At 64.8% G+C, this 26,818-nt stretch carries 19 protein-coding genes; 4 read left to right on the top strand and 15 right to left on the bottom strand.

The annotated features are described in order from the left end of the window. Positions 1 to 98 precede the first annotated feature (98 nt). Complete coding sequence (locus NHH73_18005) at positions 99 to 2,984, top strand: insulinase family protein (GenBank protein ID USX24506.1); 2,886 nt, start codon at positions 99 to 101, stop codon at positions 2,982 to 2,984. Between the two features lie 152 nt (positions 2,985 to 3,136). Here NHH73_18005 and NHH73_18000 read toward each other — a convergent pair whose 3' ends face one another. The 12 genes from NHH73_18000 to wrbA all read right to left on the bottom strand — a co-directional run bounded on the left by NHH73_18000 (position 3,137) and on the right by wrbA (position 17,325). After that, positions 3,137 to 3,847, bottom strand: coding sequence for an alpha/beta hydrolase (locus NHH73_18000; protein ID USX24505.1), 711 nt, complete (start codon positions 3,845 to 3,847; stop codon positions 3,137 to 3,139). After that, complete coding sequence (locus tag NHH73_17995; protein ID USX24504.1) at positions 3,844 to 4,818, bottom strand: thymidylate synthase; 975 nt, start codon at positions 4,816 to 4,818, stop codon at positions 3,844 to 3,846. Before NHH73_17995 ends, NHH73_18000 begins: the two co-directional genes overlap by 4 nt. A gap of 85 nt (positions 4,819 to 4,903) precedes the next feature. Next, on the bottom strand, positions 4,904 to 6,073 hold the full coding sequence (locus tag NHH73_17990) for a sulfatase-like hydrolase/transferase (protein ID USX24503.1): 1,170 nt from the start codon (positions 6,071 to 6,073) through the stop codon (positions 4,904 to 4,906). Positions 6,074 to 6,088: 15 nt separating this feature from the next. After that, positions 6,089 to 7,636 (bottom strand): DEAD/DEAH box helicase, encoded by a 1,548-nt coding sequence (locus tag NHH73_17985; GenBank protein USX24502.1) that lies wholly within the window; start codon positions 7,634 to 7,636, stop codon positions 6,089 to 6,091. A 61-nt stretch (positions 7,637 to 7,697) separates the two neighbouring features. Further along, positions 7,698 to 8,783 (bottom strand): beta-eliminating lyase-related protein, encoded by a 1,086-nt coding sequence (locus NHH73_17980; GenBank protein USX24501.1) that lies wholly within the window; start codon positions 8,781 to 8,783, stop codon positions 7,698 to 7,700. A 33-nt stretch (positions 8,784 to 8,816) separates the two neighbouring features. Next, a complete protein-coding gene (locus tag NHH73_17975; GenBank protein USX24500.1) occupies positions 8,817 to 10,652 on the bottom strand; it encodes an ABC transporter transmembrane domain-containing protein in 1,836 nt (611 codons plus the stop codon). A gap of 50 nt (positions 10,653 to 10,702) precedes the next feature. Further along, positions 10,703 to 11,794, bottom strand: coding sequence for a carotenoid 1,2-hydratase (locus NHH73_17970; protein USX24499.1), 1,092 nt, complete (start codon positions 11,792 to 11,794; stop codon positions 10,703 to 10,705). Beyond that, on the bottom strand, positions 11,794 to 14,346 hold the full coding sequence (locus tag NHH73_17965) for an FtsX-like permease family protein (GenBank protein ID USX29653.1): 2,553 nt from the start codon (positions 14,344 to 14,346) through the stop codon (positions 11,794 to 11,796). The genes NHH73_17970 and NHH73_17965 overlap by 1 nt, the downstream gene beginning before the upstream one ends. Before the next feature lie 65 nt (positions 14,347 to 14,411). After that, positions 14,412 to 14,864 carry a DUF4124 domain-containing protein gene (locus NHH73_17960; protein ID USX24498.1) on the bottom strand — a complete coding sequence of 151 codons (453 nt, stop codon included), beginning with the start codon at positions 14,862 to 14,864 and terminating at the stop codon, positions 14,412 to 14,414. Positions 14,865 to 14,875: 11 nt separating this feature from the next. Beyond that, positions 14,876 to 16,282, bottom strand: a complete 1,407-nt coding sequence (locus tag NHH73_17955; GenBank protein ID USX24497.1) for an FAD-binding oxidoreductase — start codon at positions 16,280 to 16,282, stop codon at positions 14,876 to 14,878. Then, the gene (locus tag NHH73_17950; protein ID USX24496.1) at positions 16,279 to 16,686 is read right to left on the bottom strand and encodes a DUF2069 domain-containing protein; all 408 of its coding nucleotides are present in this window, start codon (positions 16,684 to 16,686) and stop codon (positions 16,279 to 16,281) included. The genes NHH73_17955 and NHH73_17950 overlap by 4 nt, the downstream gene beginning before the upstream one ends. A gap of 27 nt (positions 16,687 to 16,713) precedes the next feature. Continuing rightward, positions 16,714 to 17,325 (bottom strand): NAD(P)H:quinone oxidoreductase, encoded by a 612-nt coding sequence (gene wrbA, locus NHH73_17945; protein USX24495.1) that lies wholly within the window; start codon positions 17,323 to 17,325, stop codon positions 16,714 to 16,716. 126 nt (positions 17,326 to 17,451) lie between these two features. Here wrbA and NHH73_17940 point away from each other — a divergent pair, with 126 nt between their 5' ends. Together NHH73_17940 and NHH73_17935 are read left to right on the top strand one after the other, a co-directional pair. Further along, positions 17,452 to 18,759, top strand: a complete 1,308-nt coding sequence (locus NHH73_17940) for a YihY family inner membrane protein (protein ID USX24494.1) — start codon at positions 17,452 to 17,454, stop codon at positions 18,757 to 18,759. Positions 18,760 to 18,951: 192 nt separating this feature from the next. After that, on the top strand, positions 18,952 to 19,410 hold the full coding sequence (locus NHH73_17935; protein ID USX24493.1) for a CBS domain-containing protein: 459 nt from the start codon (positions 18,952 to 18,954) through the stop codon (positions 19,408 to 19,410). A gap of 178 nt (positions 19,411 to 19,588) precedes the next feature. On the opposite strand, the gene NHH73_17930 is transcribed toward NHH73_17935, so the two are convergent. Continuing rightward, positions 19,589 to 21,856 carry an EAL domain-containing protein gene (locus NHH73_17930; protein ID USX24492.1) on the bottom strand — a complete coding sequence of 756 codons (2,268 nt, stop codon included), beginning with the start codon at positions 21,854 to 21,856 and terminating at the stop codon, positions 19,589 to 19,591. 311 nt (positions 21,857 to 22,167) lie between these two features. Here NHH73_17930 and aroC point away from each other — a divergent pair, with 311 nt between their 5' ends. Beyond that, the gene (aroC, locus tag NHH73_17925) at positions 22,168 to 23,265 is read left to right on the top strand and encodes a chorismate synthase (protein ID USX24491.1); all 1,098 of its coding nucleotides are present in this window, start codon (positions 22,168 to 22,170) and stop codon (positions 23,263 to 23,265) included. Between the two features lie 30 nt (positions 23,266 to 23,295). Here the strand turns inward: aroC and NHH73_17920 are convergent, their stop codons facing one another. Both NHH73_17920 and NHH73_17915 read right to left on the bottom strand, forming a co-directional pair. Beyond that, positions 23,296 to 24,792, bottom strand: coding sequence for an HDOD domain-containing protein (locus tag NHH73_17920; GenBank protein USX24490.1), 1,497 nt, complete (start codon positions 24,790 to 24,792; stop codon positions 23,296 to 23,298). Beyond that, positions 24,789 to 26,465 carry an EAL domain-containing protein gene (locus NHH73_17915; protein USX29652.1) on the bottom strand — a complete coding sequence of 559 codons (1,677 nt, stop codon included), beginning with the start codon at positions 26,463 to 26,465 and terminating at the stop codon, positions 24,789 to 24,791. The genes NHH73_17920 and NHH73_17915 overlap by 4 nt, the downstream gene beginning before the upstream one ends. Positions 26,466 to 26,818 lie beyond the last annotated feature (353 nt).

Genomic DNA, 26,818 nt, shown 5'->3' with positions numbered 1-26,818 from the left:
CTTCCATGACCGTTGAGTAATTTGCCAGAGCGCGTAGCAAGCGCGAACGCTGGCGCGAACACCCTATGAATCCGGCCTGATGGCCATACCGAGTACCTATGACGAATTTCGAAAAAACCGGCAGCCGTTCCATCCCGTCCCTGCAAGCGACCGTTGAAGAATATATCGAGCCGCGCAGCGGCGCGCGCCACATCCACCTGGCCAGCGACCAGCAGGAGCTGGTGTTTCTGGTCGCCTTCCCGACGGTGCCGGACGTCAGCGACGGCCGCGCCCACATTCTGGAGCACCTGTCGCTGTGCGGCTCCGAGCGTTATCCCGTGCGCGATCCGTTTTTCTCGATGCTGCGCCGCTCCACCGCCACCTTCATGAACGCGTTCACGTACGCCGATCGTACCGTCTATCCGTTCGCCAGCACCGACCGCAAGGACTTCTTCAACCTGCTCGACGTATACCTGGACGCGACCTTCTTCCCGAACCTGGACTACCTGAACTTCCGTCAGGAAGGCTGGCGCCATGTCATCAAGGACGGCAAGCTGGCCTACCAGGGCGTGGTGTTCAACGAGATGAAGGGCGCCTTCAACGATCCGATGCGCGCGCTGTACAGCGGCATCGAAGGCACGCTGCTCAAAGGGACGACCTATGAAGTGGAATCCGGCGGCGATCCACTGGTGATCCCGGAACTGACGCACGAAATGCTCAAGGAATTCCACGCCAGTCATTACCATCCGTCGCAAGCGGTGTTCATGACGGCGGGCGCCATCAGCGCCGAGGAAATCCAGGAGCAGATCAAGCTGCGCGTGCTGTCCAAATTGCCGGCCGCCGCGCAGGAGCGCATGCTGCCGCAGTTGGCGGAATACTGGACCGAGCCGCGCGTCAACGACGTGCGCATCCCGTCGCAACAGGCCAAGGCCGACGAATTCGGCCTGCAGTTCTCGTGGCTGCTGGGCGAATCGACCGACCCGATGGCCTATTACAACGCCTATCTGCTCGACGCGGGCCTGCTGGGCGACGCCTCCTCGCCGCTGATGAAGGCGATGGAATCGGCAGGTTACGGTCGTCCATCGCGCCTGAACGGCCATGACGACGGCCCGCGCCAGCTGATTTTCCACGTCGGCATGGAAGGTTTGACCGAGCCGCAGATCGAAAAAGCGCGCGTGCGCATCTGGTCCGCGCTGGAGCGCGCGGCGAAGCAGGGCGTCCCGACCGACGCGCTGCAGGCCGCGTTGCGCGACATCCGCTACAGCCAGCGCGACACCGCCAACTCCCACATGCCGAACGCCTTGAGCCGCCTGCTGCATGCGCTGCCGGTTGCCATGCGCAACGGCGACGTGTTCGATGCGCTGGACGGCGAGGCCCACCTGGCCAAGCTGGAAGAGGCGATCCAGGACCCGGACTACTTCAAATCGCTGGTACGCTCGCTGCTGGAAAGCCCGACCCGCCTGACCACCAGCGTCATCCCGGACGCCACTTACTTCACGGCCCGCGACGCGATGGAGGAAGCGCAACTGGCGATACGCGAGGCCGCGCTGACCGACGACGAGCGCGCCCGCATCGAAGCCGAAACGGTGGCGCTGGACAAGCACCAGCAATTGCCGTCCAATTCCGAGGTGCTGCCGCGCATTCGTCCGTCGGATGTCAGCATCCATCCGGCGCCTGCGCTGCCTTTGCCCGAGCCGCTCGCCGGCCAGGGTGGCCGCGTGCTGCCGTTCACCATTGCCTCCAACGGTTTGTCGTATGCGCGCGTGAACTATGACGTGTCGCATTTTGAAGCCGCCGACTGGCCTTGGCTGCGTCTTTACGCGGACGTGGTCACCGAGATCGGTGTCGGCGACATGGACTACGAGGATGCCGACGCCTGGCGCCAGCTGATGGCGCCATCGTTCGACGTCGGCCTGGATGCGACCCAGCAGCCTGGCGGCGCGTTAAACCTGGAGTTGTGGTTCGGCGCCAGCGGATTGCGCGAAGATCACGAGGGCATCGCGGAACTGATTTCGCGCACCCTGTCGGAAACGCGCTTCGACGAGCATGAACGCCTGGCCTTCCTGATCGATAGCGAAGCCCAGGACCGTCTTACCGGTTTGGCGCAGGCGGGCAACCGTTATGCCATGCTGGCCGCAACCGCGCCGCTGTCGCCGCTGCGCCGTTTCGACGACGTGGTCGGCGGCGCGGCGTCGCTGCCGTTCTACGGCAAGCTGCTCGAGCAGAGCAAAACACCGGAAGGCATCGCAGCCATCGCCGAGCGTCTGAGCGCGCTGCACAAGCGTGTGACCGGCGTGACGCCGATCATGCTGTCGGCCGGTTCCGGCGACGACAGCGCCGATCTCGCGCGCATGGTCAAGCTGCCGGCATCGCAGGCCGAGGCGCCTGGTACGTCGGCGGCGCCGGAGAGTTTGCCGCTGGCGGATGCCGCGCTGCATGCGGTCAGCCAGATCAACCACTGCGTGGTGGCTTGGCGCGCGCCGATGGTGCATGAAGAAGGCGCTGCGGCGCTGGCCGTGGCTGCGGAGCTGATGACCAACCAGTTGCTGCATGCGGCCTTGCGCGAAAAGGGCGGGGCGTATGGCGGTAGCGCGGGTTATGGCGGCGGCAGTGGTACGTTCGTCATGGCGTCGTACCGCGATCCGCGCCTGGCCGAGACCTACGCCGACTTCGACGTGGCGATCGATCAGATGCTGGAGAACGACTTCTCGCAGGAGGAGTTGGAAGAGGCAATCATCTGCGTGATCAAAGGGCTGGATAAACCGAATTCTCCGCATGAGCAGGTCACGCACGCGTGGAGTTTGTACCGTCGCGGGATCAGCGAGGAATTGCGTCAGCAGTTCCGTAGCGGGGTGCTCAATTGCACGCTGGACGATATCCGCGTCGCTGTGCGCACGTGGATCAAGGACGGGCAGGCCAGCCGCGCGGCGTTCGTCGGCGATCTGTCGCAGGACTTGTCCGGATTGAAGACGGTGGATTTGGTGGAGTTGGCCAACGCCGCTTAAATGGGCCTGATGGCTTACGCTAACGCGAATCGTTTCTGAAACACGTAGGGCGGATTAGGCGGAACGCCGTAATCCGCCGTCTATGAGCCGTTGGCGACGCATGCATTGGCGGATTACGCTTCGCTAATCCGCCCTACGTGGTTTAGAAGATATTAAATATCGTGGTGGACGCTTTGGTGGAAGGCCAGCATATGCTGCGCCAGCGCCTCCGGCGCCTCCAACGGAATCATATGTCCGGTATCACCGGCCAGCATCTGCAAGCTGGCGTTGGGGAAGCGCGCATCCATCTGCCGCAGATCCTCCGACGGCACCAGATTATCCTCCTCCGCGCCAACGATCAGCACCGGAAAACTCAACTCCGCCAACCGGTCCATCAAATCCGGCCGGTCGATGGTCGTGGCAAACTGCGTCAGTAAAACATCCTTCCCAAGATCCAGCGCCATCTGCTGGATCGGTCCGACAATCGCCTCAGCGTCCAGATGCGATGGATGCAGCAACTCGCGCAACCGCTGCCGCGACATCCCCGCATACGCGTTCCGCTCCAACATCGCCACGATGCGTTCGCGCGCCAGCACCTCCGCCGGCTTCAATCCCTTGGCTGAATTGGCGATCAATATCAACGATTTCACCCGCTCGGGATGGGCCACCGCGTGTTCGATCGCCAGGTAAGCGCCAAGTGAAAACGCCACCAGATGGGCCGCCGGCGCACTGTGCGTGGCAATCAGCTCCTGCATCTGCCGCCGCGTGCGGGCCTCGTGCAGCGGTACGAAATTGAACTCGAACGCGTCACCCAACAACGGCGTCAGCCTGGACCACATCCGCTCGTCGCACAACGTGCCCGGAATGAAGTCCAGCCGCGTCATACCGCCATCGGCGCCGTGATCGGCGCGTGGTGCTGGTAGCCTTCCAGCGAGAAGTCGGACGGTTCGATCTTCTCCAGCCATTCCGGCTCGTACTTGCCGGTCTTGGCGAAGTCCGGCACGCGGTCCGAGATGCGCAACTGCGGCGCGGCGAACGGCGCGCGGGTCAGCTGTTCCTTCACCATGTCCATATGGTTTTCGTAGATATGCGCATCGCCGATGAAGTAGCTGAACCAGCGCGGCGTGTAGCCCGTGAGGCGGCCGACGAGGTGCATCAGCGCCGCGCCTTCCGCCAGATTGAACGGCGTGCCCAGACCCAGGTCGTTCGAGCGCACGTAAAGGCACATCGACAGCTCGCGCGTGGTCGGATTGGGAATGAATTGATAGAGCAGGTGACAGGCCGGCAGGGCGACGGCGTCCAGCACCGCCGGATTCCAGCTGTGGAACAGGATGCGGCGGCTGCCCGGATTGTTGACGATGGTGTCCAGGCATTCGCGCAGCTGGTCGATCGATTTGTGCAGCAGGACCTTGGGCACGCCGGCGTCGTCGAACTGGGAGATCAGGCGGAAGCCGTTCTTCTGGGCGTCGGCGATTTGCGCGGGCTGGTCAACGTCGATCAGCTTGAAGCCGGGCCACTGGCGCCACTGCACGCCGTAGACCGGGCCAAGGTCGTCCTCACCGAGGCGATAGGGATTGTCCAGCCATTGCTTGTTTTCGTTGGCATTCTGGTCCCAGACCTTGCAACCCAGCGCGCGGAAGTCGGCGGCGCTGCGGGAGGCGCGCAGGAAGGCGCACAGTTCGCCGACCACGGATTTGAAGGCCAGGCGCTTGGTCGTCACGGCGGGGAAGCCGTCGTTCAGCAGGTCGAAACGCATCATCGCGCCCGGCACGCTCAGGGTGCGGATACCGGTGCGATTGTCTTGCCAGCTGCCGGTGTCGAGGACGGTCTGGATCAGTTCCTGGTATTGCTGCATATGTTCTCCAACGTGAGCGTTGCGGCTCTAAAGCCGGCTATTTTATCAGAGACGTGCATGGCCGATTAGGCTGGGCTAATCCGCGCTATGTCTCTCTGTTATGACGCGTTAGCTGCTTGTCCAGGCGTGCGAGGACCGCTTTCATCGCTGGATCGGCGGCCAGATTATTGAGCTGGTAAGGGTCCGTACGCACGTCGTACAGCTCCGCCGACGGGCGCTTGCCGGTCGCAAGATCTAGCAGCCGGTCCATGGCGGAAGCGCCACGACCGACAATCATCGACGTTTTCGTGGCGCTCGGGACGATGTGGGCGAAGGCCGAGCTGATAACGCTGTCCAACTGCGCCGGCGTCACCGCTTGCTGCGCCGGAGCGCCGGCCGGCCAGCGCTCCGGGTGCAGGTTCCGGATGTAGAGGTAGTGAGGGGTTCTGATCGCGCGGGCAGGATAGCTTTCGCTGCTGGTTAGCACAACAGACTGCCCGCCTGTCGTCATTGGCTTGGCCGCGCCGGCGACATCAAGGACTGTCGCGGCGAGATCGGCGCTGCTGAACAGTGCTTTCGATACGCGGCCGCCATCCAATTTGCCGGGGTACATGACGACCAGTGGCACGTGGGTTCCAGCGTCGTAAAGCGTTCCCGCGCCGCGAGGGAAGGGCCAGCCGCCTTTGCCGGTCATGACAACCAGGATATTGGACAACTGACCCGCGCGTTCCAGCCGGTCGAGCAGCAAGCCCGCTTCATGGTCGAAGCGCTCGATCTCCGAACGGTAGGCCGCGATATCGCCACGCACCGCCGGCGTGTCGGGCAGGTAGGACGGCACGATGAGGTTTGCGCTATCCACTGGCGCTTTGGAGCGACGGGGTAAAGTTTTCGATTCAAGGCAGAACAAAAGAGGTTTGCCAGCGGGACGATTACCCAGGAACGCGTCGAAATTGTCGCTGACGACCACGTAGCCAGTGTTTTCGAGCAGGTCTATGTACGGGAGTTGCGCGCCCGGCGATTCGATAAAGGCATTTTCAAAGCCGATGCCCTCGCGCTGAAGGCGCGCGAAAGTCGCCATGCGCATGCCAAGTCTGTCGATCGCCTCGGCGCCTTGCCAACTCCAGCCGTCGGCAATGAGCAGCAGGATGTTGGGACGTTGCGCCGACTTTGCGCCGACCGGTGCGGCCAGCGCCGGGGCCAGGCCACTCAGTAACGCGCCGCCAAGCGCTATCGATGTTCGCGTGATCGCCTGGCGTCGCGTTATCTTTTTGATCATGCCGGTCGGGTCCTGTTAGCGGCTGCCCGACTTGGGCTTGCGGCCGCCCGGTTGCGCGGTTACTTTGCCGGCGGCGCGGGCGAGCGATTTGGCGCCACGCCCGCCGGTGACGACGACAGCACCCTTCGGCGCAGCCGGTTTGCCGCCACCGCCATAGATGCGGCCCGTGCCGGCTTTGCCGCCAGCGGAGCGAGCGCCACCGGCTCCTTTGCCGGCGGCCGGCACGGGTGGCGTCCAGGTGCCGAGGGAGGCGTCGCCGCCAGCCGGACGCGCGGTCGCTTTGCCGGCCGCCGCTCCGCCAGGGGCCTTGCCGGCCGCCGTTCCACCGGCCGGGCCGGTGAACGGACGTTTTTTCTTGGCCGGCGCTTCGGCCGCCGCCTTCTTTGCCAGCGCAGCCGCCACGCCTTTCGGGCCGGTTTCCGGCACGCGGTGATCGGCCTCGAAGCCCGGTTCCTCTTCGCGCCGGATCACTTGACCGGTCAGCGTTTCGATCGCCTTCAGGATCTCGACTTCGTCGGCGCACACCAGCGAGACCGCTTCGCCTTCCATGCCCGCGCGGCCGGTGCGACCGATGCGGTGGATGTAGTCTTCCGCCACGGTCGGCAAATCGAAGTTGACCACCTGCGGCAGCGCCTCGATATCCAGCCCGCGCGCGGCGACGTCGGTCGCCACCAGCAGCTGCACTTCGGCCTTTTTGAAGCGCGCCAGCGCCTTCAGGCGCGCCGGCTGGGTCTTGTCGCCGTGGATGGAGTCGGCGGAGATGCCGTGCTCCTGCAAGGTCTTGACCAGCGTTTCGACACCTTTTCGCGTTTTGACGAATACCAGCACCTGGCCCCACTGAAGCTTCTTCAAGAGATGCAGCAGCAGTTCCGGCTTGCGGCGCTTGTCGGTGGGGATCAGCCATTGTTTGACGCTTTTGACGGCCGTGTTACTGGCGCTGACCTGGATCGATACCGGGTCCTTCAACATACCTTTGGCCAGTTTGCGGATCTCGTCGGAGAAGGTCGCCGAGAACAGCAAGGTCTGGCGCTTTTTCGGCAGGGCCGCCAGCAGGATGTCCAGATCGCGCTCGAAGCCCAGGTCCAGCATGCGGTCCGCCTCGTCCAGCACCAGCGTTTGCAGCATCGTGAAGCTGATCGCGCCCTGGTCGTGCAGGTCCTTCAGACGCCCGGGCGTCGCCACCAGCACGTCCAGGCCTTTGCGCAGCTTGGTGATCTGCGGCTCGATCGGCACGCCGCCGTAGGCCACGGCGGAGCGCAGCGGCAGATTGCCGCCGTAGGTGCGGAAGCTTTCGTAGACTTGCTCGGCCAGTTCGCGGGTCGGCACCAGCACCAGGCACCGTACAGCTTTCGGCGCCGTCACGCCGTCCATCGTCAGGCGCTGCAGGATGGGCAGCGCGAAGCCGGCCGTCTTGCCGGTGCCGGTTTGGGCGGCGGCCATCAGGTCGCGGCCCGCCAGGACGACGGGAATGGCTTGCTTTTGGACGGGCGTCGGCTGTTTGTAGCCCAGGGTGTCCAGCGTGCGCTGGATTGGATCGATCAGGCCGAGTGCTTGGAAGGTCATTGTATGTGCAGTAAAACGAAAAGAGGGCGCAGTGTAGCCGGTTGTCCCGGCTTGTGCGAAATTAGTTGGCCAGTGCGGCGGACCACAGCGACAGTATCTCGCGCACGCGGTCGTCCGGCATGTTGAGCAGGTTGTCGCCGATGTACAGCTCCACCGAGCTGCGGTCCTGCAGCGCGCCGTGGCTGGCGCCATTGAACAGCCATACGCTGTGCCGTTCGGCGATCAGGTTGCGGATGTTCAAAGCGCGGTCGCGGCTCACCGGCAGATGCAGGTGCAGCATGCTGGCTTGCGGGCTCGCCGGATTGGGCGTCAGCAGCGGATAGTCGCGCAGCGTCTCATAGAGCCACAGCGTGCGGCGGAAGTAATCCGGCATTGCCGCCAGCCGGGCATCGAACTGCATCGCGGCGGCCACCACATACGGCGTGCGCTGGTAGACATTGCCGCCCTGGCGGCGGTACCACTCCTGCGCCTTGGCGACAAACGAGGAGGAGCCAAGCAGCATGGCGCCGCCCATGCCGCCTATGCCCTTATAGAGCGACACGTACACCGTGTCGCAGCCGGCGGCGATTTCGCCTGCCGTTCGTCCGTATGCGGCGGCGGTTTCCCACAGGCGGGCGCCATCCAGGTGCAAATGGATGGCTTGCTCGTGGCAGTAAGCCTTGATGGCGGTGAGATCGTCCCATTCCGGGCATTGGCCGCCGATCTCGCGCATCGGCAATTCCAGCGTCGCCGCGCCCAGTTTGTCGGGAATGCCCTGGAGTTCTTCCAGCGTCCACGGACGGTTCTGGTCACCGATCTGCAAGGCGTGGAAGTGGTCAAACAGCTGATGGTTGCCGCGTTCATGGCGCAGGATGTGCGACGTCGGGTGCAGCGCCACCAGTTTGCTGCCGCGTTCCTCGCAGGCGATGCGCAGCGCGGTGGCTTGCGTCATGGTACCGGTGATGCAGAACAGCGCCGCCTCGAACCCCAGCAGTTTTGCGATCTTTTGCTCGAAGTCCTGGATCAGGGTGCCGTTGCCGTAGGTGTCGTGCTCCACGCCGTTGGCTTCGCACCACGCCGCCATCGCCGCGAACAGCTGCGCGGGTGAGGGCTGGCGATGGCCGGGAAGGTGGGTGCGGCAGCGGAGGCGCAGTTCGGCGTCGGTCAATTCATTCTCCTGAAAGAACGAATGATACCCCGATCAATGCGCGGTGTGGACGTTGTGGAACTGGAGTGCGGCCAGGTTGGCGTAGATGCCGCCCAGCGCCACCAGCGAGGTGTGGGTGCCGGTTTCGACGATTTTGCCGTCTTCCATGACGATGATGCGGTCCGCGCGCTGCACCGTTGCCAAGCGGTGGGCGATGATGACCGTCGTGCGGCCGACCATCGCCGCCTCCAGCGCCTTTTGCACCAGGCGCTCGGATTCGGCGTCCAGCGCGCTGGTGGCTTCGTCGAGCAGCAGCAGCGGTGGGTTTTTCAGCAAAGCGCGGGCGATGGCGATGCGTTGGCGCTGTCCGCCGGACAGGCGCACACCGCGCTCGCCCAGGAACGATTTGTACCCTTGCGGCAGGCGTTCGATAAATTCGTGGGCGGCGGCCAGTTTGGCGGCCTGGATCACTTCCTCGTCGGTGGCGCCGGCGCGGCCGTAGCGGATGTTTTCCATCGCGTCGGCCGAGAAGATCACCGTATCCTGCGGCACGATGCCGATGGCGTCGCGCAGCGTATGCAGGTCGAGCTGCGTGATGTCCACGCCATCGAGCTTGATGCTGCCGCTTTGCGGATCGTAGAACCGCAAGAACAGCTGGAACAGCGTGGTCTTGCCGGCGCCGGAAGGGCCGACCACGGCCACCGTCTCGCCGGGTTTGATGTCCAGCCACAGGTGGCCCAGCGCCGCCGTCTCGGGCCGCGACGGATACGAGAAGGTGACATCGTTGAGGGTCAGGGCCGCGCCGTTGGCGGCGCGCGGCGGCAGCGCCAGCGGCTTGGCCGGCGACTGGATGTTCGATTTGACGGCCATCAGTTCCAGCAGTCGCTCGGTGGCGCCGGCGGCGCGCTGCGCCTCGCCCATCACTTCGGACAAGGCGCCGATGGCGCCGGCGACGATCGAGGCATACAGGATGAACTGACCCAGGTCGCCGCCGGTCATGTCGCCCGACAGCACGGCGTGGGCGCCCAGCCACAGCACGAAGACGATGGTGCCGAACACCAGCACGATGGCGATCATCGTCAGCAGCGCGCGGGCGCGGATGCGGCGCATCGCGGTCTTGAATGCGCCTTCGACCGAGGCGCCGAAGCGGTTCGATTCGATCGTCTCGTGCGTAAAGGCCTGCACGGTCGGCATGGCGTTGAGGATTTCGCCGGCCATGGCCGAGGCGTCGGCCACGCGGTCCTGCGAGTCGCGCGACAGCTCGCGCACGCGGCGGCCGAACATCACGATTGGCAGCACCGTTAGCACCAGCAGGCCGATGATGATGGCCGACAGTTTAACGCTGGTCACGAACAGCATCACCAGGCCGCCGATGAACAACAGCACATTACGCAGCGCCATCGAGATACTGGTGCCGACGACCGCTTGTATCAGCGTGGTGTCGGTGGTGATGCGCGACAGGACTTCGCCGGTCTGCGTGGTCTCGAAAAACTCGGGGCTCTGGGTGACCACATGCCGGTAGACGGCGCTGCGGATGTCGGCGGTGACCCGCTCGCCCAGCCAGGAGACGGTGTAGAAGCGCGCGGCCGTGGCCAACGCCAGCACGGTGGCGACGCCGAACAGCGCCAGGAAGACCAGATCCACATGCTTGATGCTCTTGTCGCCGGTGCCGCCGAAACCGAGGTCGATCATCTGTTTGAAGGCGGCTGGAATGGCCAGGGTGGCGCAGGCGGCGACCACCAGCGCGATACCGGCCATGACGAATTGACGCTTGTACGGCGCCAGGAACGGCAGCAAGCCGCGCAAGGTGGACAGGCTTCCTTTCTTTTGTTCCCGGGTGACGTTGGGCGCGGCTGCGGACGGGGTGCTGGCGGTGGTGCTGTTGGTCATCGTGTGGCTGCGGTTTCGGTAAATATGCTTTGGGTTGTTCTAATATTCTTCTACAGTTTCATCGGGCTGACATACCCGGTCATTTCCAGATAGGCGCGACCGGCCGGCTTGCCGTCCCGCGTGAGCGTCACCGCGCCTTCCCAGTACACCGCGCCGGTCGAGCGGCGCGAATCCAGTTCCTGGTCGTCCTGCAAGGGGACGATCCGCCATTCCACATTGCCGGTGGTGAGCCGGCTTTCGACCGGATACTCGGCATTGGTGCGGGGCGAGCGCCAGCGCCGTTGCGCGGCAAAACCGACCTGCTCCGGTGAGAATTGCGTGATCTTACCGGATGCGTCGCGCCATGTCGCGTGCGACCATAGTTTAGCACCTGTCTTGTCGCGGAGTTGGAAAGCCATCAGGGCGCCTCCGTCGTCGAGGTTGGCGCCTATCCAATCCCAGCCGACCGCGCCGGAATCGCCGCCCATGATGTCGCTGGACCACTCGTGATCGAGCCAGCTGGCGCCGGTGACGGCGGCCGCCTTGCCGCCGCGCGTGACGGTGCCGGTGGTGGTGAGTTGCGGCTCGCTGTAGTAGTAGCTGGCCTGCTCGGGGCGCGGGCCTTTGCGCGAATAGCCACGCTGGCCCTGGAGCAGCACCGGCTGCGATGGCGCCAGCTTCAGGTTCAGCGCGAAGTTGGCGGCGTCCACGCGGATGGCGTAGCTGCCGTCGGCGTTGCGCGTCATGCGCCAGTCGTCGAGCTTCACATCGGCGTCGCCGACCTTGGCGTAGGCGATGCCGAAGCCCTCGCGCGCGCTGCGCTGGTCGTGCAGCAGCTTGCCGTTGGCCGGGTCGGAGACGGCGGCGTGGCCGATGATCAGCTGCTTGGGCGCGAATTTGCTGGGGTTTGCCCGGTCATGCCCGGTCCCGCTGCGGAAGAAGGTGACCTGGAATCCCAACGGCTTGCCATCGGACGTATTGAGCCAGCCGGTGACATACCACCATTCGATTTTATAGTCCAAATGGGCGCCGTAATCGGCGGGGAAGCGCAGCGAAGCGCCGTCCGGCAGTGGCGCGACCGGGGCAAATCCGGGCGGCGCCGCCCGCGAGGACACGCCGCACAACAGCATAAGGAACACCGCAAAGTAACGTATCAAGTGCATCACCAGTCCTCCCTGACCGCGCGTATCGGCCCGCCGGACAGCGATTGCCGGCCCGCCAGCAGGGCAGTCAGCGCGGATGCGGCCAGCAGTAGTCCGGCGACCGACGCCAACAAACCCCAAGGCAAATGCAGCTGCATGGTCCAGTGGAACGACTGCGGATTGACGACGAAAACCAACACGAGGCTGATGACCCACCCGAGGACAAAGCCGGTGGCGATGCCCAGGCCGGTCAGGGCGCCGCCCTCAATGGCCAGGATCGACAGGATTTGCCCGCGCGTGACGCCGACGTGGCGCAGCATGCCGAATTCCTTTGACCGGGCCAAGGTCTGCGCCGAGAAGGTGGCGGCCACGCCGAACAGGCCGATGACGATGGCGATCGCCTCCAGCAGGTAGGTGATGGCGAAGCTGCGGTCGAACACCTTCATGCTCATGTCGCGGATCTCCGATGGCGCGCTGGTTTCCAGCGCGGCGGCGAACGGCAGCCGCTTCACCGCTTGCACGGTGTCCTCGGGTTTCGCGCCGGGTTTGAGCCAGAGTGCCGCGCTGCTGGCTTGCTGGTCGCCGGTGATGGCGCGGTAGTCGCTCAGCCGCATCTGGATCGAGCCGGTCGGACGGGCGTAGTCGCGCCACACGCCAGCAACCTGGAAGGAATGCAGTTTGCCATTGAGGGGAATTTCCACTCGTTTGCCGACTGTCATATCGTACAAATCGACCATCGCCTCCGAGACCCAGACCGGTGGCGGTCCGCCCGGCGCCGGCGGCTTCGTCGCGCCCACGAGGGCCAGCGATTGGGCGGGATCCTGCTCGTTGACGATGCTCGCCAGCAGCGCCACGGGCGGGCGGCCCGGCGCCAGCGAAATGCCCCGCACACGCAGGAAACTGGCTTTTTGCACGCCTGGCAGGGCGGCGATGGCCGCCTGTTCCTGCGGCCGCAGGCCAGCCGTGGTGCCCGCGCCGATGGTGCTGACGTAGACGTCCGCCGGCAGGACCTGGCGCAGCCAGTCGTCGAGCGACACGCGGAAGCTGGCGACCATGATGGCCATGGCGACCATCAGGCTAAAGCTCGACAGCACGCCGCCGAGCGCGATGCCTGCCTGGCTGGAGGCGTTGGCCAGGCGCGATAACGTCAGCGTTAATACGGGCGAGGCGCCGGGCCGGTTGGCGGTGGCGGCGCTCCAGCGTTTGTGCGCGAAGCGGAACACGATGGCGGCCAGGCGCGGCATCAGTGCGATCACCCCGACCAGCAGCAGCGCGATCGACAGGTAGCCGAAGATCGGCAATTCGAACACCGGCGGCGCCTGCGACAGCAGCGCGGCCAGCGCGATGCAGGCCAGGGCCGGCCAAGCCGTCGCCAGGCGCGACATGGCCGCCTCCTCGGTGCCGGATTTAAGCGCCACCGCCGGTTTGGCGCGGGCGGCGTCGAACGCCGGCGCGGCACAGCCCAGCAGCGACACGCTGACGCCCAGCGCGAAATAGACGGCGGCGGCCACGGGCGTGAAGTGCACCGTCGGCTGCACGCCGGAGAAGAAACCGGCGCCCAGGTCCGCGCCCATGAAGTGCAGCGCGGCGGCGGCCAGCCCGTAGCCGGCGGCGATGCCGATGGCCGATCCGGCGATGCCCAGGCCCAGGCCTTCGAGCAGGATCTGGCGCAGCAGGTGGCGGCGGTCCATGCCCAGCACCCGCAGCAGCGCGAACTGGCTGCGGCGGCGTATCACCGACAGCGCCTGCGTGGAAAACACCAGGAAGGCGCCGGTGAACAAGGCCACCAGCGCCAGCACTGTCAGGTTGACGCGGTAAGCGCGGCTCATACCCTCGTTGCGGCTGTTTTGTTCCTGGTCGTTGGGCTGGTTGACCCGGAAGCGGCCGGGATATTCGCGTTGCAGGTCCTGCTCCAGTTGCGCCTTGAAGGCGTCGCGATTGACGCCGTCGCGCAGTTTCAGGTCGACGCGCGACAGCTGGCCCAGTTTGTCGAAGCGCCATTGCGCTGCGCCCAGGTCCATCACGCCGATGCGCTGGCCGGCGCGCGCGCTTTGCAGCGACCCCGCCACGCGCAGTTGCAGTTTGTCGACGCCGACTTGCAGGGTTATTTGATTCGCCGTGGGATGGAGCCACTGCTGCGCGGCGGGCGACAGGAAAATCGTATCGTCTGCCAGGGTGGAGCTCGGATCGCCGTCGGCCGGCACGCCGATCAGGTCCGGCGCGACGAAACCGGCGCGGAACACATCGATGGCGATGATTTTCAATGCAGTGCGCTGTCCGGGAACCGAGGCGTCGAATTCCAGCACCGGCGAGGCCACGGTGACCCCGTTGCGCGCCGCCAGGATCGGATAGATCGCCTCGTCGAAGGCCGGCTCGGTGCCGCGCACCTGCACATCGGCCACGCCGGACAAGCCCTTGATCGCCGACGAGAACTCGTTGAAGGCGGCAGCGTTGATCAGGTGGATCGCGAAGCCGAGCGAGATGCCGACGGCGATGGCGGCGATGGCGACCAGCGCGCGCATCGGGTGCGCGCGCCATTCGCCCAGCAGCAGCCAGCGTGACAGCCGGCGCATCGACGCCGCCTCGCCTTTGGATGCGATGGCGCCCCTTCCGCCTGCCGCGCGCATCGGATCGGACATCAGTGCGCGCACTCCAGCGAAAGCGATTCACCGGCGCGCTTGGCGCGCAGCCTGGCCTTGGCCGCGTTGGCGTTGGTGGCGCTACGCGCATCTTCGTCGGCCCACTGTTTGGTCAGCGCGAGTTTGGCGCAGCGCTTGCGTTGGGACATGGCGGTCCGCGCGGCGCGCTCGGATTCGCGGGCTTCGTGCTCCTCGACCTTCTGGCGGGACTTTTGCAGCGCCGCCGATTCCTTTTGCATGCGCTGCAGGTCGGCCGCCGCCGCAGCGTCGGCGGGCGCCTTCGGCACCACCAACATCGACGATGCGCGCGCGCCGGGCGGGCAGGGCATGTCGCTATAGGTGATCTTGCCGTCCACGGTACATTTATAGACGCTTTGCGCGGCGCTGTTGTTGCCCGCCAGCGCGGCCGCGCACAGCACAGCGGCGCAAGGCGCGCGGAGATGGAGGTTCATGGCGGTCCCGTTCACAGAATTTTCCCGGGATTCATGATACCCAGCGGGTCCAGCGCCGCTTTGATGGCCCGCATCATGTTGAGTTCCACCGCCGATTTGTAATGCGCCAATTCGTCGCGTTTCAGCGCGCCGATGCCGTGCTCGGCGGAAATGGACCCGCCGAATCCGACCACGCTGTCGTGCACCACGCGGTTGACCTTGTCTTGATTGGCCAGGAAATCCTCGTTGGAAATGCCCTCGGGCGGCGCGACGTTGAAATGCAGGTTGCCGTCGCCCAAATGTCCGAAGCACACCAGTTGGCAGCCGGGGAAGGCCGCCTGCAATTGCGGCGCGGTGACGTCGATGAAGTCGGCGATGCGCGACACCGGCAGCGAGATATCGTGCTTGATGTTTTTGCCGGCCCTGGCCTGCGCCAGCGGAATATGCTCGCGCAGCTGCCACAAACCGGCCGATTGCGTCGTCGATGTCGCCACCACGGCGTCCGTGACGACGTCGCGTTCCAGCGCCGCGCCGATGGCGCGCTCCAGCAGGTCGACCGCGTGCTGTTCCGATTCGCTGCTCGACAGTTCCAGCAGCACGTACTGCGGATGGGCGTCGGCAAAGGGCTTCGGCAGTTGCGGGAACTGCGTGGCGACCAGCTCCAGGCAGTAGCGCGACATCAGCTCGAAACCGGTCAGGCTGGAGCCGCAGTGGTCCTGCATCAGCACCAGCAGCCGCAGCGCGTGGGCCGGCGAGGGCAGCGCGGCCAGCGCGGTGATGCTGGCCTTGGGCTGCGGGTACAGCTTGAGCACCGCGCCGGTGATGACGCCCAACGTGCCTTCGGCGCCGATGAACAGATCGCGCAGGTCATAGCCGGTATTATCCTTGCGCAGGCCGCGCAAGCCGCTCCAGATCTCGCCCTGCGGCGTGACCACCTCCAGCCCGAGACACAGCTCGCGCGTATTGCCGTAGCGGAGGACCGCCGTGCCGCCGGCGTTGGTGGACAGGTTGCCGCCGATGGTGCAGCTGCCCTCGGCCGCCAGCGACAGCGGGAACAGGCAGCCCTCGGCGGCGGCGGCTTCCTGCGCCTGTTGCAGGATGCAGCCGGCATCGACGGTCATGGTGCGGTTGATGGTGTCGATCTCGCGGATGGTGTTGAGCCGCGCCAGCGACAGCACGACGGCGGTGCCGCTGGCGTCGGGAATGCTGCCCAGTACCAGGCCGGTATTGCCGCCCTGTGGCACCAGCGGCACGCGGTGGCGCGCGCACGCCTTCACCAGCGCCGCCACCTGTTCCACCGAGCCGGGACGCAGCACGGCGGCGGCCTTGCCGGTGAAGCGCCCGCGCCAGTCGGTGAGGAAGGGCGCCATGTCGGCGTCGGTGTCGAGCACATAGGCGTCGCCCAGCAGCGAACGGCACTCCAGTAAAAACTCCGTCATTTGACCGTGGTGCCCTTCACCTTGTCGAGCAATTCCTTGGACAGCTTCTTCGCCGCTTTTTTATACGGCCGCAGATACATCACCGCGCAGGCGAAGTAGACGCAGACGATCGCCGCCTCGCCCCAGGCCAGCCGCGAGGACAGTTCGTCCGTGTCGCTCCAGCCGCGCACCACGCCCTCGGTGAAGTACAGCAGTATCATCATCGAGGTCCACTGCAGGGTGTAAATGTCGCGCTTCCACACGCCGTACAGCGGCAGCAGCAGCGGCGCGGCCTTGAGCACCAGCCACGAGCCACCCGGCTTGAGCGGCGCCAGCACCATCTCCCACAGCACGCACCAGACAATCAGCAGACCGAGGCTGCCGATGGCGCCCCAGTGAAAATACTTGTGCATCGCGTTTTGCATTTTGCATCCCCGTCTTGCATCTGAATATTAAGCGGCGGCGCGCAGCTTCATCGCCGTTTCGGCCAGTCGCTTGCCCAGCGCGATCGCCAGGCGTTTCTCGTCTTCGGTGATGGTCTTTTTGCCATCGAGGCCCGACCAGTGGCTAGCGCCGTAGGGCGTGCCGCCGCTGGAGGTGGTCATCAGTTCCGGATTGGTGTAGGGCAGGCCCATTACCATCAAGCCGTGGTGGAACAAGGGTATCATCATCGACAGCAAAGTCGATTCCTGGCCGCCGTGCAGGCTGCCGGTGGAGGTGAACACGCACGCCGGCTTGCCCGCCAGGGTCCCTGCCAGCCAATCGGTGGCGGTGCCGTCCCAAAAATACTTCATCGCCGCCGCCATGTTGCCGAAGCGGGTGGGCGAGCCCACGGCCAGGCCGGCGCATTCCTTCAAATCGTCCAACTCGACGTAGGGCGCGCCCTCGGCCGGCACGTCGGCCTCGGTGGCCTCGGCCACCGTCGAGACGGCGGGCACGGTGCGCAGGCGCGCATCACAACCCGGCACGCTTTCGACTCCCTGCGCGATCAGCTCCGCCAATTTGCGGGTGGCGCCATGGCGCGAATAAAACAATACAAGAATAATCAGATTAGGTTGGTTCATCGGCGGTATTATAGGGCGCTTTTCACTGGGGCTAACACTGCCGTCTGATTATCGCTCATGTACGCAAAATATATTCACCCGATTCTTCTTTATGTATTGAGCACCTGCCGCAACGGGATCGCGACCATGCGATCGCTGTCGTGGCCGGAGGTGCGCGACCTGGTGCTGTTCGCCCATCGCCGCCTGCGCGAGGAAAGCCTGCCGCAAGTCGCCGGCAGCCTCACTTTTACCACCGTGTTCGCGCTGGTGCCGCTGCTGACCATCGCGCTGGCGATCTTCACCACTTTCCCGCTGTTTAACACCTTCCGCATGTCACTGGAGGCGTATTTCGTCCAGAGCGTGATGCCGAAGTCGATCTCGACGACGATCCTCAATTACCTGACCATGTTCGCCTCCAAGGCCACGCGGCTGTCGGCGGTGGGCGCGGTGGCGCTGATCATGACGTCGATCGCGATGATGAATCTGATCGAGCGCGTATTCAACCGCATCTGGCGGGTGCGCGGGGAGCGCAGCTGGACGCGCCGCATCCTGGTCTACTGGGCCATCATCACGCTCGGGCCCCTGCTGATCGGCGTGTCGCTGACGTTGTCGTCGCAGGTGTTCATGGCCACCGTCGATTTGTTCGGGCGGGTGCCGGTGCTGGGCGCGATCATCTACACGATGGCGTCGCTGGCCCTGACCACGGCCGGTTTCACCTTGCTGTACCTGGCGGTGCCCAACCGCGACGTCGACTGGCAGGACGCGGCCTGGGGCGGCCTGGTGGCCGGCCTGGCGTTCGAACTGGCCAAGCGCGGCTTCGCCATCTTCATCACGCAGTTTCCTACTTATTCGAAGATTTACGGCGCGCTGGCGGCACTGCCGCTGTTCCTGCTGTGGGTGTATGTGTCGTGGGTGATCACCTTGATCGGCGCGCTGCTGGTGGCGGCGCTGCCGGTGGTGAAGTACGAGCGCTGGTGGCACGAGGCCCAGCCGGGCGGCGAGTTTGTCGATGCCATGGCCATCATCAAGGTGCTCTACGTCGCCTGTAAATGCGGCGACACGGCGCTGGTGGGCGCCGGCGCGATCCGGCTGCGCACCCGGCTCGGTTTCGACGAGATGGACAATCTGCTGGAAAAAATGATGGCCGAGGGCTGGGTGGGGCGGGTCAAGGTGGAGGCGCCGCCACGGGTCCAATGGGGCAAGCGGGTCAGCGATGGCACCGACCACTGGGTCTTGCTCGCCAACGTGGAAAAACTAACGCTGGCCGAGGTCTATCGCCTGTTCGTCTTCGGCGGCATGGCCGTCAACGCTGGCGTGGTGGCCGATGGCGACGACGAGCGCGATCTGCAGGCCGCGCGCGAAGCGGCCAGCCTGGCGCGCGAGGTGGAAAACGCCGTCGAAACGGGGCTGGGCAAAACCCTGGCCGAGCATTTCGGACCGCTCGACTGCCGGTGATACCGGCGCCACCATCTGCCGGTCGCTTTAGCGCGCTGCATCACACCCAGACAACATAAGAACAAGAATGTTGTGATTTGCTTATCCGCAGCGCTGGATTTTTTGCCGGGCATAGGCTACATTCGCTATAAGGCTAGAACAACTACAAACCCCATTCACACAGCCTATATCTCAGCGGACAGGACGGCCAAAATGAAAGTCTCCGAAATTCTTCAGGTAAAAGGTAGCATTCTTTATACCATCTCTCCTGACCAGCCTTTGGCGGACGCCGCCAACACGATGGCTGAGAAGGACATCGGCTCGCTGGTCGTCATGGAGTTCGGCGACCTGGTCGGCATGCTGACCTTCCGCGAAGTGCTGCGGGCGCTGCACGACAACGCCGGCACGGTGGGCGGCGGCACGGTGCGCAAGCACATGGACGACCACCCGATCACCGTCACCCCGGACACCGAGGTCAACGAAGTGCGCCGCATCATGCTGGAAAAGCACGCGCGCTACCTGCCGGTGATGAATGCCAAGACGATCCTCGGCGTGATCTCGTTCTACGACGTCGCGCGCGCGGTGCTGGAGGCGCAAAGCTTCGAGAACCGCATGCTCAAGGCGTATATCCGCGACTGGCCGGCCGAGACGGCTGATCAACATCCGGACTAAAGCGCAACAGCAAGCAAAAAAACGCCATCGGCCCGCGCCCATGGCGTTTTTTTCATTTGGACATCCGGGGTCAGGTCCACCATTTCTACACGAACGCGGCACTAGGGGCGCCAATCCGGCTCTATGGATCAGCCCGTGTAGAATTGGTGGACCTGACCCCGGAGTTGCCGGAGTTGGTTCAGGCGGCGCCTTCGAGGGCGTCGTTGCTGAGCCAGCCGTCCAGGGCGGCGGCCGTCATCGGCCGCGCGAACAGGAAGCCTTGCGCCAGCGGGCAGCCCAGCGCCTGTAGGATCTGAGCCTGGCGCTCGTCCTCGACACCTTCGGCGATGACCGACAGGCCCAGGTTGCGGCCCAGCTGGATCACCATCTCGGCGATGCTGCTGCCGCGCGCGGAACCGGTGATCTCGGTGACGAAGGCGCGGTCGATCTTCAGGCGGTCGATCTGCAGCCGCTGCAAATACGATAGCGACGAGAAGCCGGTGCCGAAATCGTCGATGGCGATGCTGACGCCCGTTTGCTTGATCTGGCCCAGCATCTTGATCAGCATGTCGGGCTCCTCCATCGCCATCGATTCGGTGATCTCCAGTTCGATGTATTGCGGCGGCGCCTGCGTGTCCTCGAGCGCCTTGCGCAGCATCTCCAGGAAGTGCGGATGGCGGAATTGCACCTGCGAGACGTTGATCGACATCATGAAGTCGTGGTGTCCGGCCTTGCGCAGGGCGACCAGTTCGCGGCAGGCGGTGCGCATGACCCATTCGCCCAAATCGATGATCAGGCCGGAATACTCGGCGATCGGGATGAAGCGGTCCGGCGAGATGAATTTGCCGTCCGGCGTTTGCCAGCGCAGCAGCGCCTCGGCGCCCACCGGCCGGCGCGTGGCCAGGTCGATTTGCGGCTGGTAGACGACGAACAGCTGGTTCTGGCCGAAGGCGGTGCGCAGCGCGTGCATCATGCGCACGCGCTCGCGGATTTCGACGCCCATGCTGCGCGAGAAGTAGAAGTGGCCGGCGCGTTGCTGCGATTTGGCGCGCTTGAGGGCGATGTCGGCATCCTTCAGGGCGTCGGCGCCGCTGCCTTCGTGCTCCGACAGCCGCACCAGGCCCAGGGTGGCCGACAGTTGCACGTCCTGGCCGTCGATGCTGAACGGGCGCTGGAACAGCGGCAGGATCCTGGCCGGGTTGACCTGCGCCGAGTCGCCCACCAGGCAGAAGATGTCGCCGCCGATGCGCGCCACCGTCAACTGCCCACCCAGCTCGAACTGCAAGCGGCCGGCGACGGCGACCAGCAGCAGGTCGCCGAACTGGTGGCCGAGCGCGTCGTTGGTCTCGGCGAAGTGGTCGAGGTCGACCAGCGACAGCGTGGACGCGTCGCGCGACGGGCCGGCGAGGGTGGCGTCGAGCATTTCGACCAGGCGGGTGCGGTTGGGCAGCTTCGACAGCTGGTCGTAGAAGGCGGCGTTGTGCAGGTGCGAGACCAGTTCGACGTTGTCGAGGCCGACCGCGACGTTGCTGCAGAAGACGTCCAGCAGCCGCTCGTTGATCTCGCCCGGCTCGCGGCAGACGTCGATGTGGGCGACGAAGTCGCGGCTGGCCTTGCCGGCGAAATACAGGGTGACGCCATCGGGGCGGTAGACGTTGCGGCGCTCCAGCAGCGCCAGCTCCATGGCCGCGTGCGCGCGCTGGCCCTTGCCGGCCGTCAGGAAGCTGTTGTCGAGGTGGCCGTAGGCGCCTGACGCGGCCATCACAACCAGCTCATGGCCGCCGTCGTCCCCGACTTCCTTCACGCACAGCACGCCGCTGTTGTCCTGGCACAGCAGCGCGCCGATCTGCGCCAGCACGCCGGCCGCGAAGTTCTTCACGCCGTGCAGGCTCATCAGTTCGGTGCTGCCCTGGACGATCTGGTTGAGGCCGCGCCGGCTGTCGTTGATCTTGCGGATTTGTTCGTACGAGCGGATGGCCGAGGTCACCGTCGTGAACAGCTTGATGCGCGTGAGCTCGGACTTGGTCTTGTAATCGTTGATGTCGAAATCGCGGATGGCGTCGATCTCGGGCGCGTAGCCGGGCTGCCCGGTGCGCAGGATGATGCGCACGTCGGCCAGCTTGAGGGTCTCGCGGATGTAGCGCACCAGGTGCAGGCCGGCGTCGTCCTGTTCCATGACCACGTCGAGCAGGATGACGGCGATTTCGTGCTCGTGTTCGAGCATTTCGCGCGCCTGGCTGGCCGAATACGCGTGCACGAATTCGAGCGGCCGGTGCTGCATGTCGAGGTTGCCGAGCGCGAAGGTGGTGGTCGAATGGACGTCCTCGTCATCGTCGATGATCATGACGCGCCATACGTTGCGCGCGCCCGTGGTGTCGGGCGTGGCCGGATGCTCTTCTAAGAATACCAGATCGTCTTGATCGTCCTTGGCCTCTGACGGCTCAAGTGGCGTGATCGGTGGGGGCATGTGTAGCTTCTCCAGGATTTCTCGGTGTTCTTGTAATCAAGTATATAGCGGATTGTCAAAAAGAACGCAGATTTCCCCGGGTTTGGACGTAACGTTGCGTACCTGTATGCAACTTGCTGCATAGTTGTTGCATAGTCGTCGCATGCTTGCAGATCGCTAGTTTCAATTGGATAATGTTTTATCAAGTATTTCAAAAACCGTTGTACCAAGCATTACTTGTCCATATGCAAATTATCGGCGCGGCGGGCCGCTACTAGCGGCTGGCTGGTAGAATGAGGAACTTTCCACCTTTTTCCGAAGATTCTCTTCCTATGTCCGGCAATACATTTGGCAAATTGTTTTCTGTTACAACTTTTGGTGAGTCGCACGGCCCGGCGATCGGCTGTGTGATCGATGGATGCCCACCGGGTTTGCCGTTGTCGGAAGCCGATATCCAGCCGGAACTGGACCGCCGCAAGCCGGGCACGTCGCGCCACGTCACCCAGCGCAAGGAGCCCGACACGGTCGAGATCCTGTCCGGCGTCTACCAGGGCGTGACCACCGGCACGCCGATCGCGCTGCTGATCCGCAACGAGGACCAGCGCAGCAAGGATTACGGCAATATCGTCGACAGTTTCCGTCCGGGCCACGCGGACTATACCTACTGGCATAAATACGGCGTACGCGATCCGCGCGGCGGCGGCCGTTCGTCGGCGCGCCTGACCGCGCCGGTGGTGGGCGCGGCGGCCGTGGCCAAGAAGTGGCTGAAGCAGCAATACGGCACCGAGTTCCTCGGTTGCATGAGCCAGCTGGGAGACATCCCGGTGCCGTTCCAGGACTGGTCGCACGTGCATGACAACCCGTTCTTCGCCGCCAGCGGCGACGCCGACCTGATCGCCCGCATGGAGGCGGCGATGGACGAGCTGCGCAAGGCCGGCGACTCGATCGGCGCGCGCATCGACGTCATCGCGCGCAATGTGCCGGTGGGCCTGGGCCAGCCGATCTACGACAAGCTCGACGCCGACATCGCCTACGCGATGATGGGCATTAACGCCGTCAAGGGCGTGGAGATCGGCGCCGGCTTCAAGTCGGTGGTGCAAAAGGGCACCGAGCACGGCGACTCGCTGACGCCGCAAGGTTTTATCGGCAACAACGCCGGCGGCGTGTTGGGCGGCATTTCGACCGGCCAGGACATCACCGTGTCGATCGCGATTAAGCCGACCTCGTCCATCCGCTCGCCGCGCGACTCGATCGACAAGGACGGCAAGCCGGTGGTGGTCGAGACGTTCGGCCGCCACGATCCGTGCGTCGGCATCCGCGCCACGCCGATCGCCGAGGCCATGCTGGCCCTGGTGCTGATCGACCACGCGCTGATGCACCGCGCCCAATGCGGCGACGTCAAGGTATCCACTCCCGATATCACGCTGTAAGCGAAGCGGCCGGCGCCATCGCCGGCCTGCTTACACGCGGCTGCTGACGATTTCCTGCGCGTGGCGCCGTTCCACCGCGCGCACCACCAGCGTGCGCATGTCGTTGAGCAGCGAGAATTCGGTCTGGCTTAATTGGATCGGCGGGAACGAGTCGTCCCAGTCGCCGTACAGGAAGCCGGCCGGCTGGCCGTTGGCCGACAGCGGCAGGATCACAAAGCTGCGCGCCTCGGCCAGCGAACTTTTCCACCACAGCGGCAGCTTGGCGGCGAACTTGGCGTCGCGCGCGTTTTCGATGAAGATCACGCGGTCGCTATTGAGGGCGGCGTGGAACACGTTCGGTTCGTAGGCGTCGTCGAACGTCATCGCCGCCAGGATCTCCCTGGTGCCTTCGCCGAAGGAGATCTTGGCCGAATAATGGCTCTCCTTGCGGTTGCGCACGAACGCCACCGCGCGCGAAAAATCCAGTCCCTTGTAGACGGTTTCCAGCGCGATCTGCACCATCTGTCCCGGACTGGCGGTGTCGAGCATGTCGCGCATGTCGGCCAGGCCGCTGAGCAGGATCTTGTTGCCGGCGGCGCGCTGGCGCGTCTTGGCCAGCGCCTTGGCGCGCCGCTCGGCGGGACGCGACAGCGGGGCGATGGTCAGGTCGTTCGCCGCCACCACCTTGGCCTGTTCGATGGCGTGCATCAGATTGGCCGGCTCCACGCCCAGCATCACCGCATAGCTCTCGGTCAGCTGGCGGACGATGGCCGCGCCTGCGGGGTCGTCGTGCCACAGCGATTCAGCGCACATGGCCGACATCGTCGACAGGCCGGCGATCCAGTCGGACGCGCTGACTTCCGCGCCGTCCTCGCTCGGCGCCAGTTTGCGCATGCCCTTGACCAGGTTGGCCGGCAGTCCCCAGTGCAGGGCGGCGGCGTGGCCGATTTCCTCCATGCTCAGGCCCAGCGTTTCCGGCGCGACGTCGTCGATCGAGCGGCCGTCCCGGTCGGCCAGGCGCTGCAGCTCGTTCCAGCGCTCCGGCATATAGAAGGTGACCATCATGCGGCCCAGCGTGTGCAGCATCGAGCACACCACGGCCGCTTCGCCATGCTGGCTTTCGGCCGTGTAGGCGATTTGCTGGGCGACGATGCCCGCCAGCACGGCCTTTTCCATTTCGATGTGGGCGACGGTGGTGTCGGTGGACGTGGTGGACAGTTCCTCGATCAGCTTCAGTCCCAGCGCCAGATGGCCGATCGCCTCGGTGCCCAGCACCAGCACCGCCTTCGAGACGGTGCTGACGTGTTGGCCGAAAGCGGAGTACATGCCGCTGTTGGCCAGCCGCAGCACCTTTTGCGTGAGCACCGGGTCGGACAGCACGGTGCGCGTCATGTTGAATTCCTGCTCGTCCTCGCCGCGCATGGCGCTCAGGATGGCGGTGATGGCCTTGGCGAAGCCCGGCATGTCGCCGCGGCGGCGCGTGCAGTCCCACAGCTGGCCCAGCGTCTGGTCGCCCAACGGCGTGCTGGCTTTGAAGACGTCCGTCATTGCGCCACCTGACGCAGTTCGGCCGGCACCACCTTGACGTGGATGCTTTCGCGCAGGGCGGCCAGGGCGACGTTGGCGGCCATCGGCTTGCCGGTCAGGTAGCCCTGGATGTACTGGCAGCCGCGCCGCTCGAGGAAGTGCAGCTGTTCTTCGGTTTCGACGCCTTCGGCGACCACCGACAGGTCCAGGTGCTTGGCCAGATCGAGCACGGCGTTGCAGATGGCGCCGTCCTTTTGCGATTCCGGCAGGTCGCGGATGAAGGCGCGGTCGATCTTGAGCACCGAAATCGGGAAGCGTTTGAGGTAGGCGAGCGACGAGTAGCCGGTGCCGAAATCGTCGATGGCGATGCGGGCCTTGCGCTCCGCCATTTTGGACAGGATCGATTCGGCGTGGACCGGATCGACCATCAATGTGCCTTCTGTGATTTCTAACACCAATTGCTCACCAAGTAGGCCCGAGAACGCGATGGCGTCGTCGAGCACGTCCAGAAACTTATCATTACGGAATTGCCGTGGGCTAATATTAACAGAGATGTAGAGGGGGCGTTTCGCCACCTCCTCGAACTGTTTGAGCTGCACGCACGCGGCCTTGAGCGCCCACGCGCCCAGCAGGTTGATCAAACCGTTGGTCTCGGCGATGGGGATGAAGCGGGCGGGCGGCACCATGCCCAGGGTCGGATGCTTCCAGCGCATCAGCGTCTCGAAGCCCTGGATCTCGCGCGTTTTGGCGTCGACGATGGGCTGGTAGTAGAGCAGGAACTCGCCTTCGCGCACCGCCTGGAACATCGCCGCTTCGAGCGAGATGTCGTGGGATGGCGGGCCGGCCTCGGACGGGCTGTAGACGACGCAGCGCGCCTTGCCGGTTTCCTTGGCGCGCGACATGGCGGCATCGGCCAGGGCGACCAGGCGCACCTCGTCCTCGGCGTGGGTCGGGTACACGGCGACGCCGACCGAGGCGCCGACATAGATCGTGTGGCCGTCGATCTCGAACGGCGACTGCAAGGTGGCGATCAGGCGGCCGGTGACCAGTTTGATCTGCGCGTCGGTGGCGGTGCCCGGCAGGATGGCGACGAATTCGTCGCCGCCCACGCGGGCCAGCGTGTCGCTGTCGCGCAGGGTTTTGCGCAGGCGGGCGGCGGCCATGCGCAGCATCGCGTCGCCGATAGGGTGGCCCAGGCCGTCGTTGACCTTCTTGAAGCCATCGAGGCCGATGGTGGCGACGGCAAAGCCTTGTCCGGAGCGGCGCGCGTTGGCGATGACCATGCGCATGCGGTCCGACAGCAGCAGGCGGTTGGGCAGCTCGGTCAACGCGTCGTGCGTGGCCATGTGGCGCAGGCGTTCCTCGGTGGCGTGCTGGATCGACATGTCGCGCCCGACGACCAGCAGCCCGGCGACCGCGTTTTGGCGGTTGATGTGGCAGGAAATGCGCAGTTCGTGCCAGACTTCGGCGTCCGGGGTTTTGATGCGCGCTTCGACCAGGCGCGTGGCGCGCGAGTCGGCGACTTCGGCCAGGGCGGCCGCCAGCGGCGCCTGGTCCGCTTCGCATATCAGTTTGGTCAGCGTGCCGCCGGCGATCGCGCCCGGGCGGGCCAGCAACGCGGTCGCGCGGCGGCTGGCGAAAACGATGTCACCAAGCGCGTCGAGACGGAAAACGACATCGCCAGCCTCCTCCATGAGGTGGTCCACGAGATGGTCCGCCAGATCTTCCGGTGGGAGGCTCGGATCGCGGTCGGGCTGTGATGGATGAGTAGGGCGCATCGCGTTGTTCAATACTTTCAAGTTGTTCATGTAACAATTGGGTTGCTTTTATCTTGCAAAACCAGAACGAAATGTATCACTGATGAGTTTGGATTTACATGAAAATAGACAACATTCCGTCGAGTTTTACTCATTTCTATTGAGAAACATCTAAAAAAGCGGTGTCGGAGCCGGGCGGCGACCGCCGGGAGGGTTTTTTGCGGCCGCGTGGCATCCTGCCGCAGTGCCGATGCGCGTGCTTGCGTGGCACTTTCGTTTGCGCTAGTCTG

The organism is Oxalobacteraceae bacterium OTU3CINTB1 (assembly GCA_024123955.1).
Classification (GTDB): domain Bacteria; phylum Pseudomonadota; class Gammaproteobacteria; order Burkholderiales; family Burkholderiaceae_D; genus Rugamonas.
Note: the sequence above shows the minus strand (reverse complement) of the source record. Positions and strands in the feature narration are given on the sequence as shown.

Bases quoted from the DNA above. Each gene is read 5' to 3' on its own strand.
- NHH73_18005 (USX24506.1), top strand. From the start codon at position 99: ATGACGAATTTCGAAAAAACCGGCAGCCGTTCCATCCCGTCCCTGCAA.
- NHH73_18000 (USX24505.1), bottom strand. From the start codon at position 3,847: ATGACGCGGCTGGACTTCATTCCGGGCACGTTGTGCGACGAGCGGATG.
- NHH73_17995 (USX24504.1), bottom strand. From the start codon at position 4,818: ATGCAGCAATACCAGGAACTGATCCAGACCGTCCTCGACACCGGCAGC.
- NHH73_17990 (USX24503.1), bottom strand. From the start codon at position 6,073: ATGATCAAAAAGATAACGCGACGCCAGGCGATCACGCGAACATCGATA.
- NHH73_17985 (USX24502.1), bottom strand. From the start codon at position 7,636: ATGACCTTCCAAGCACTCGGCCTGATCGATCCAATCCAGCGCACGCTG.
- NHH73_17975 (USX24500.1), bottom strand. From the start codon at position 10,652: ATGACCAACAGCACCACCGCCAGCACCCCGTCCGCAGCCGCGCCCAAC.
- NHH73_17970 (USX24499.1), bottom strand. From the start codon at position 11,794: ATGCACTTGATACGTTACTTTGCGGTGTTCCTTATGCTGTTGTGCGGC.
- NHH73_17965 (USX29653.1), bottom strand. From the start codon at position 14,346: ATGCGCCGGCTGTCACGCTGGCTGCTGCTGGGCGAATGGCGCGCGCAC.
- NHH73_17960 (USX24498.1), bottom strand. From the start codon at position 14,864: ATGAACCTCCATCTCCGCGCGCCTTGCGCCGCTGTGCTGTGCGCGGCC.
- NHH73_17955 (USX24497.1), bottom strand. From the start codon at position 16,282: ATGACGGAGTTTTTACTGGAGTGCCGTTCGCTGCTGGGCGACGCCTAT.
- NHH73_17950 (USX24496.1), bottom strand. From the start codon at position 16,686: ATGCAAAACGCGATGCACAAGTATTTTCACTGGGGCGCCATCGGCAGC.
- wrbA (USX24495.1), bottom strand. From the start codon at position 17,325: ATGAACCAACCTAATCTGATTATTCTTGTATTGTTTTATTCGCGCCAT.
- NHH73_17940 (USX24494.1), top strand. From the start codon at position 17,452: ATGCGATCGCTGTCGTGGCCGGAGGTGCGCGACCTGGTGCTGTTCGCC.
- NHH73_17935 (USX24493.1), top strand. From the start codon at position 18,952: ATGAAAGTCTCCGAAATTCTTCAGGTAAAAGGTAGCATTCTTTATACC.
- NHH73_17930 (USX24492.1), bottom strand. From the start codon at position 21,856: ATGCCCCCACCGATCACGCCACTTGAGCCGTCAGAGGCCAAGGACGAT.
- aroC (USX24491.1), top strand. From the start codon at position 22,168: ATGTCCGGCAATACATTTGGCAAATTGTTTTCTGTTACAACTTTTGGT.
- NHH73_17920 (USX24490.1), bottom strand. From the start codon at position 24,792: ATGACGGACGTCTTCAAAGCCAGCACGCCGTTGGGCGACCAGACGCTG.
- NHH73_17915 (USX29652.1), bottom strand. From the start codon at position 26,465: ATGGAGGAGGCTGGCGATGTCGTTTTCCGTCTCGACGCGCTTGGTGAC.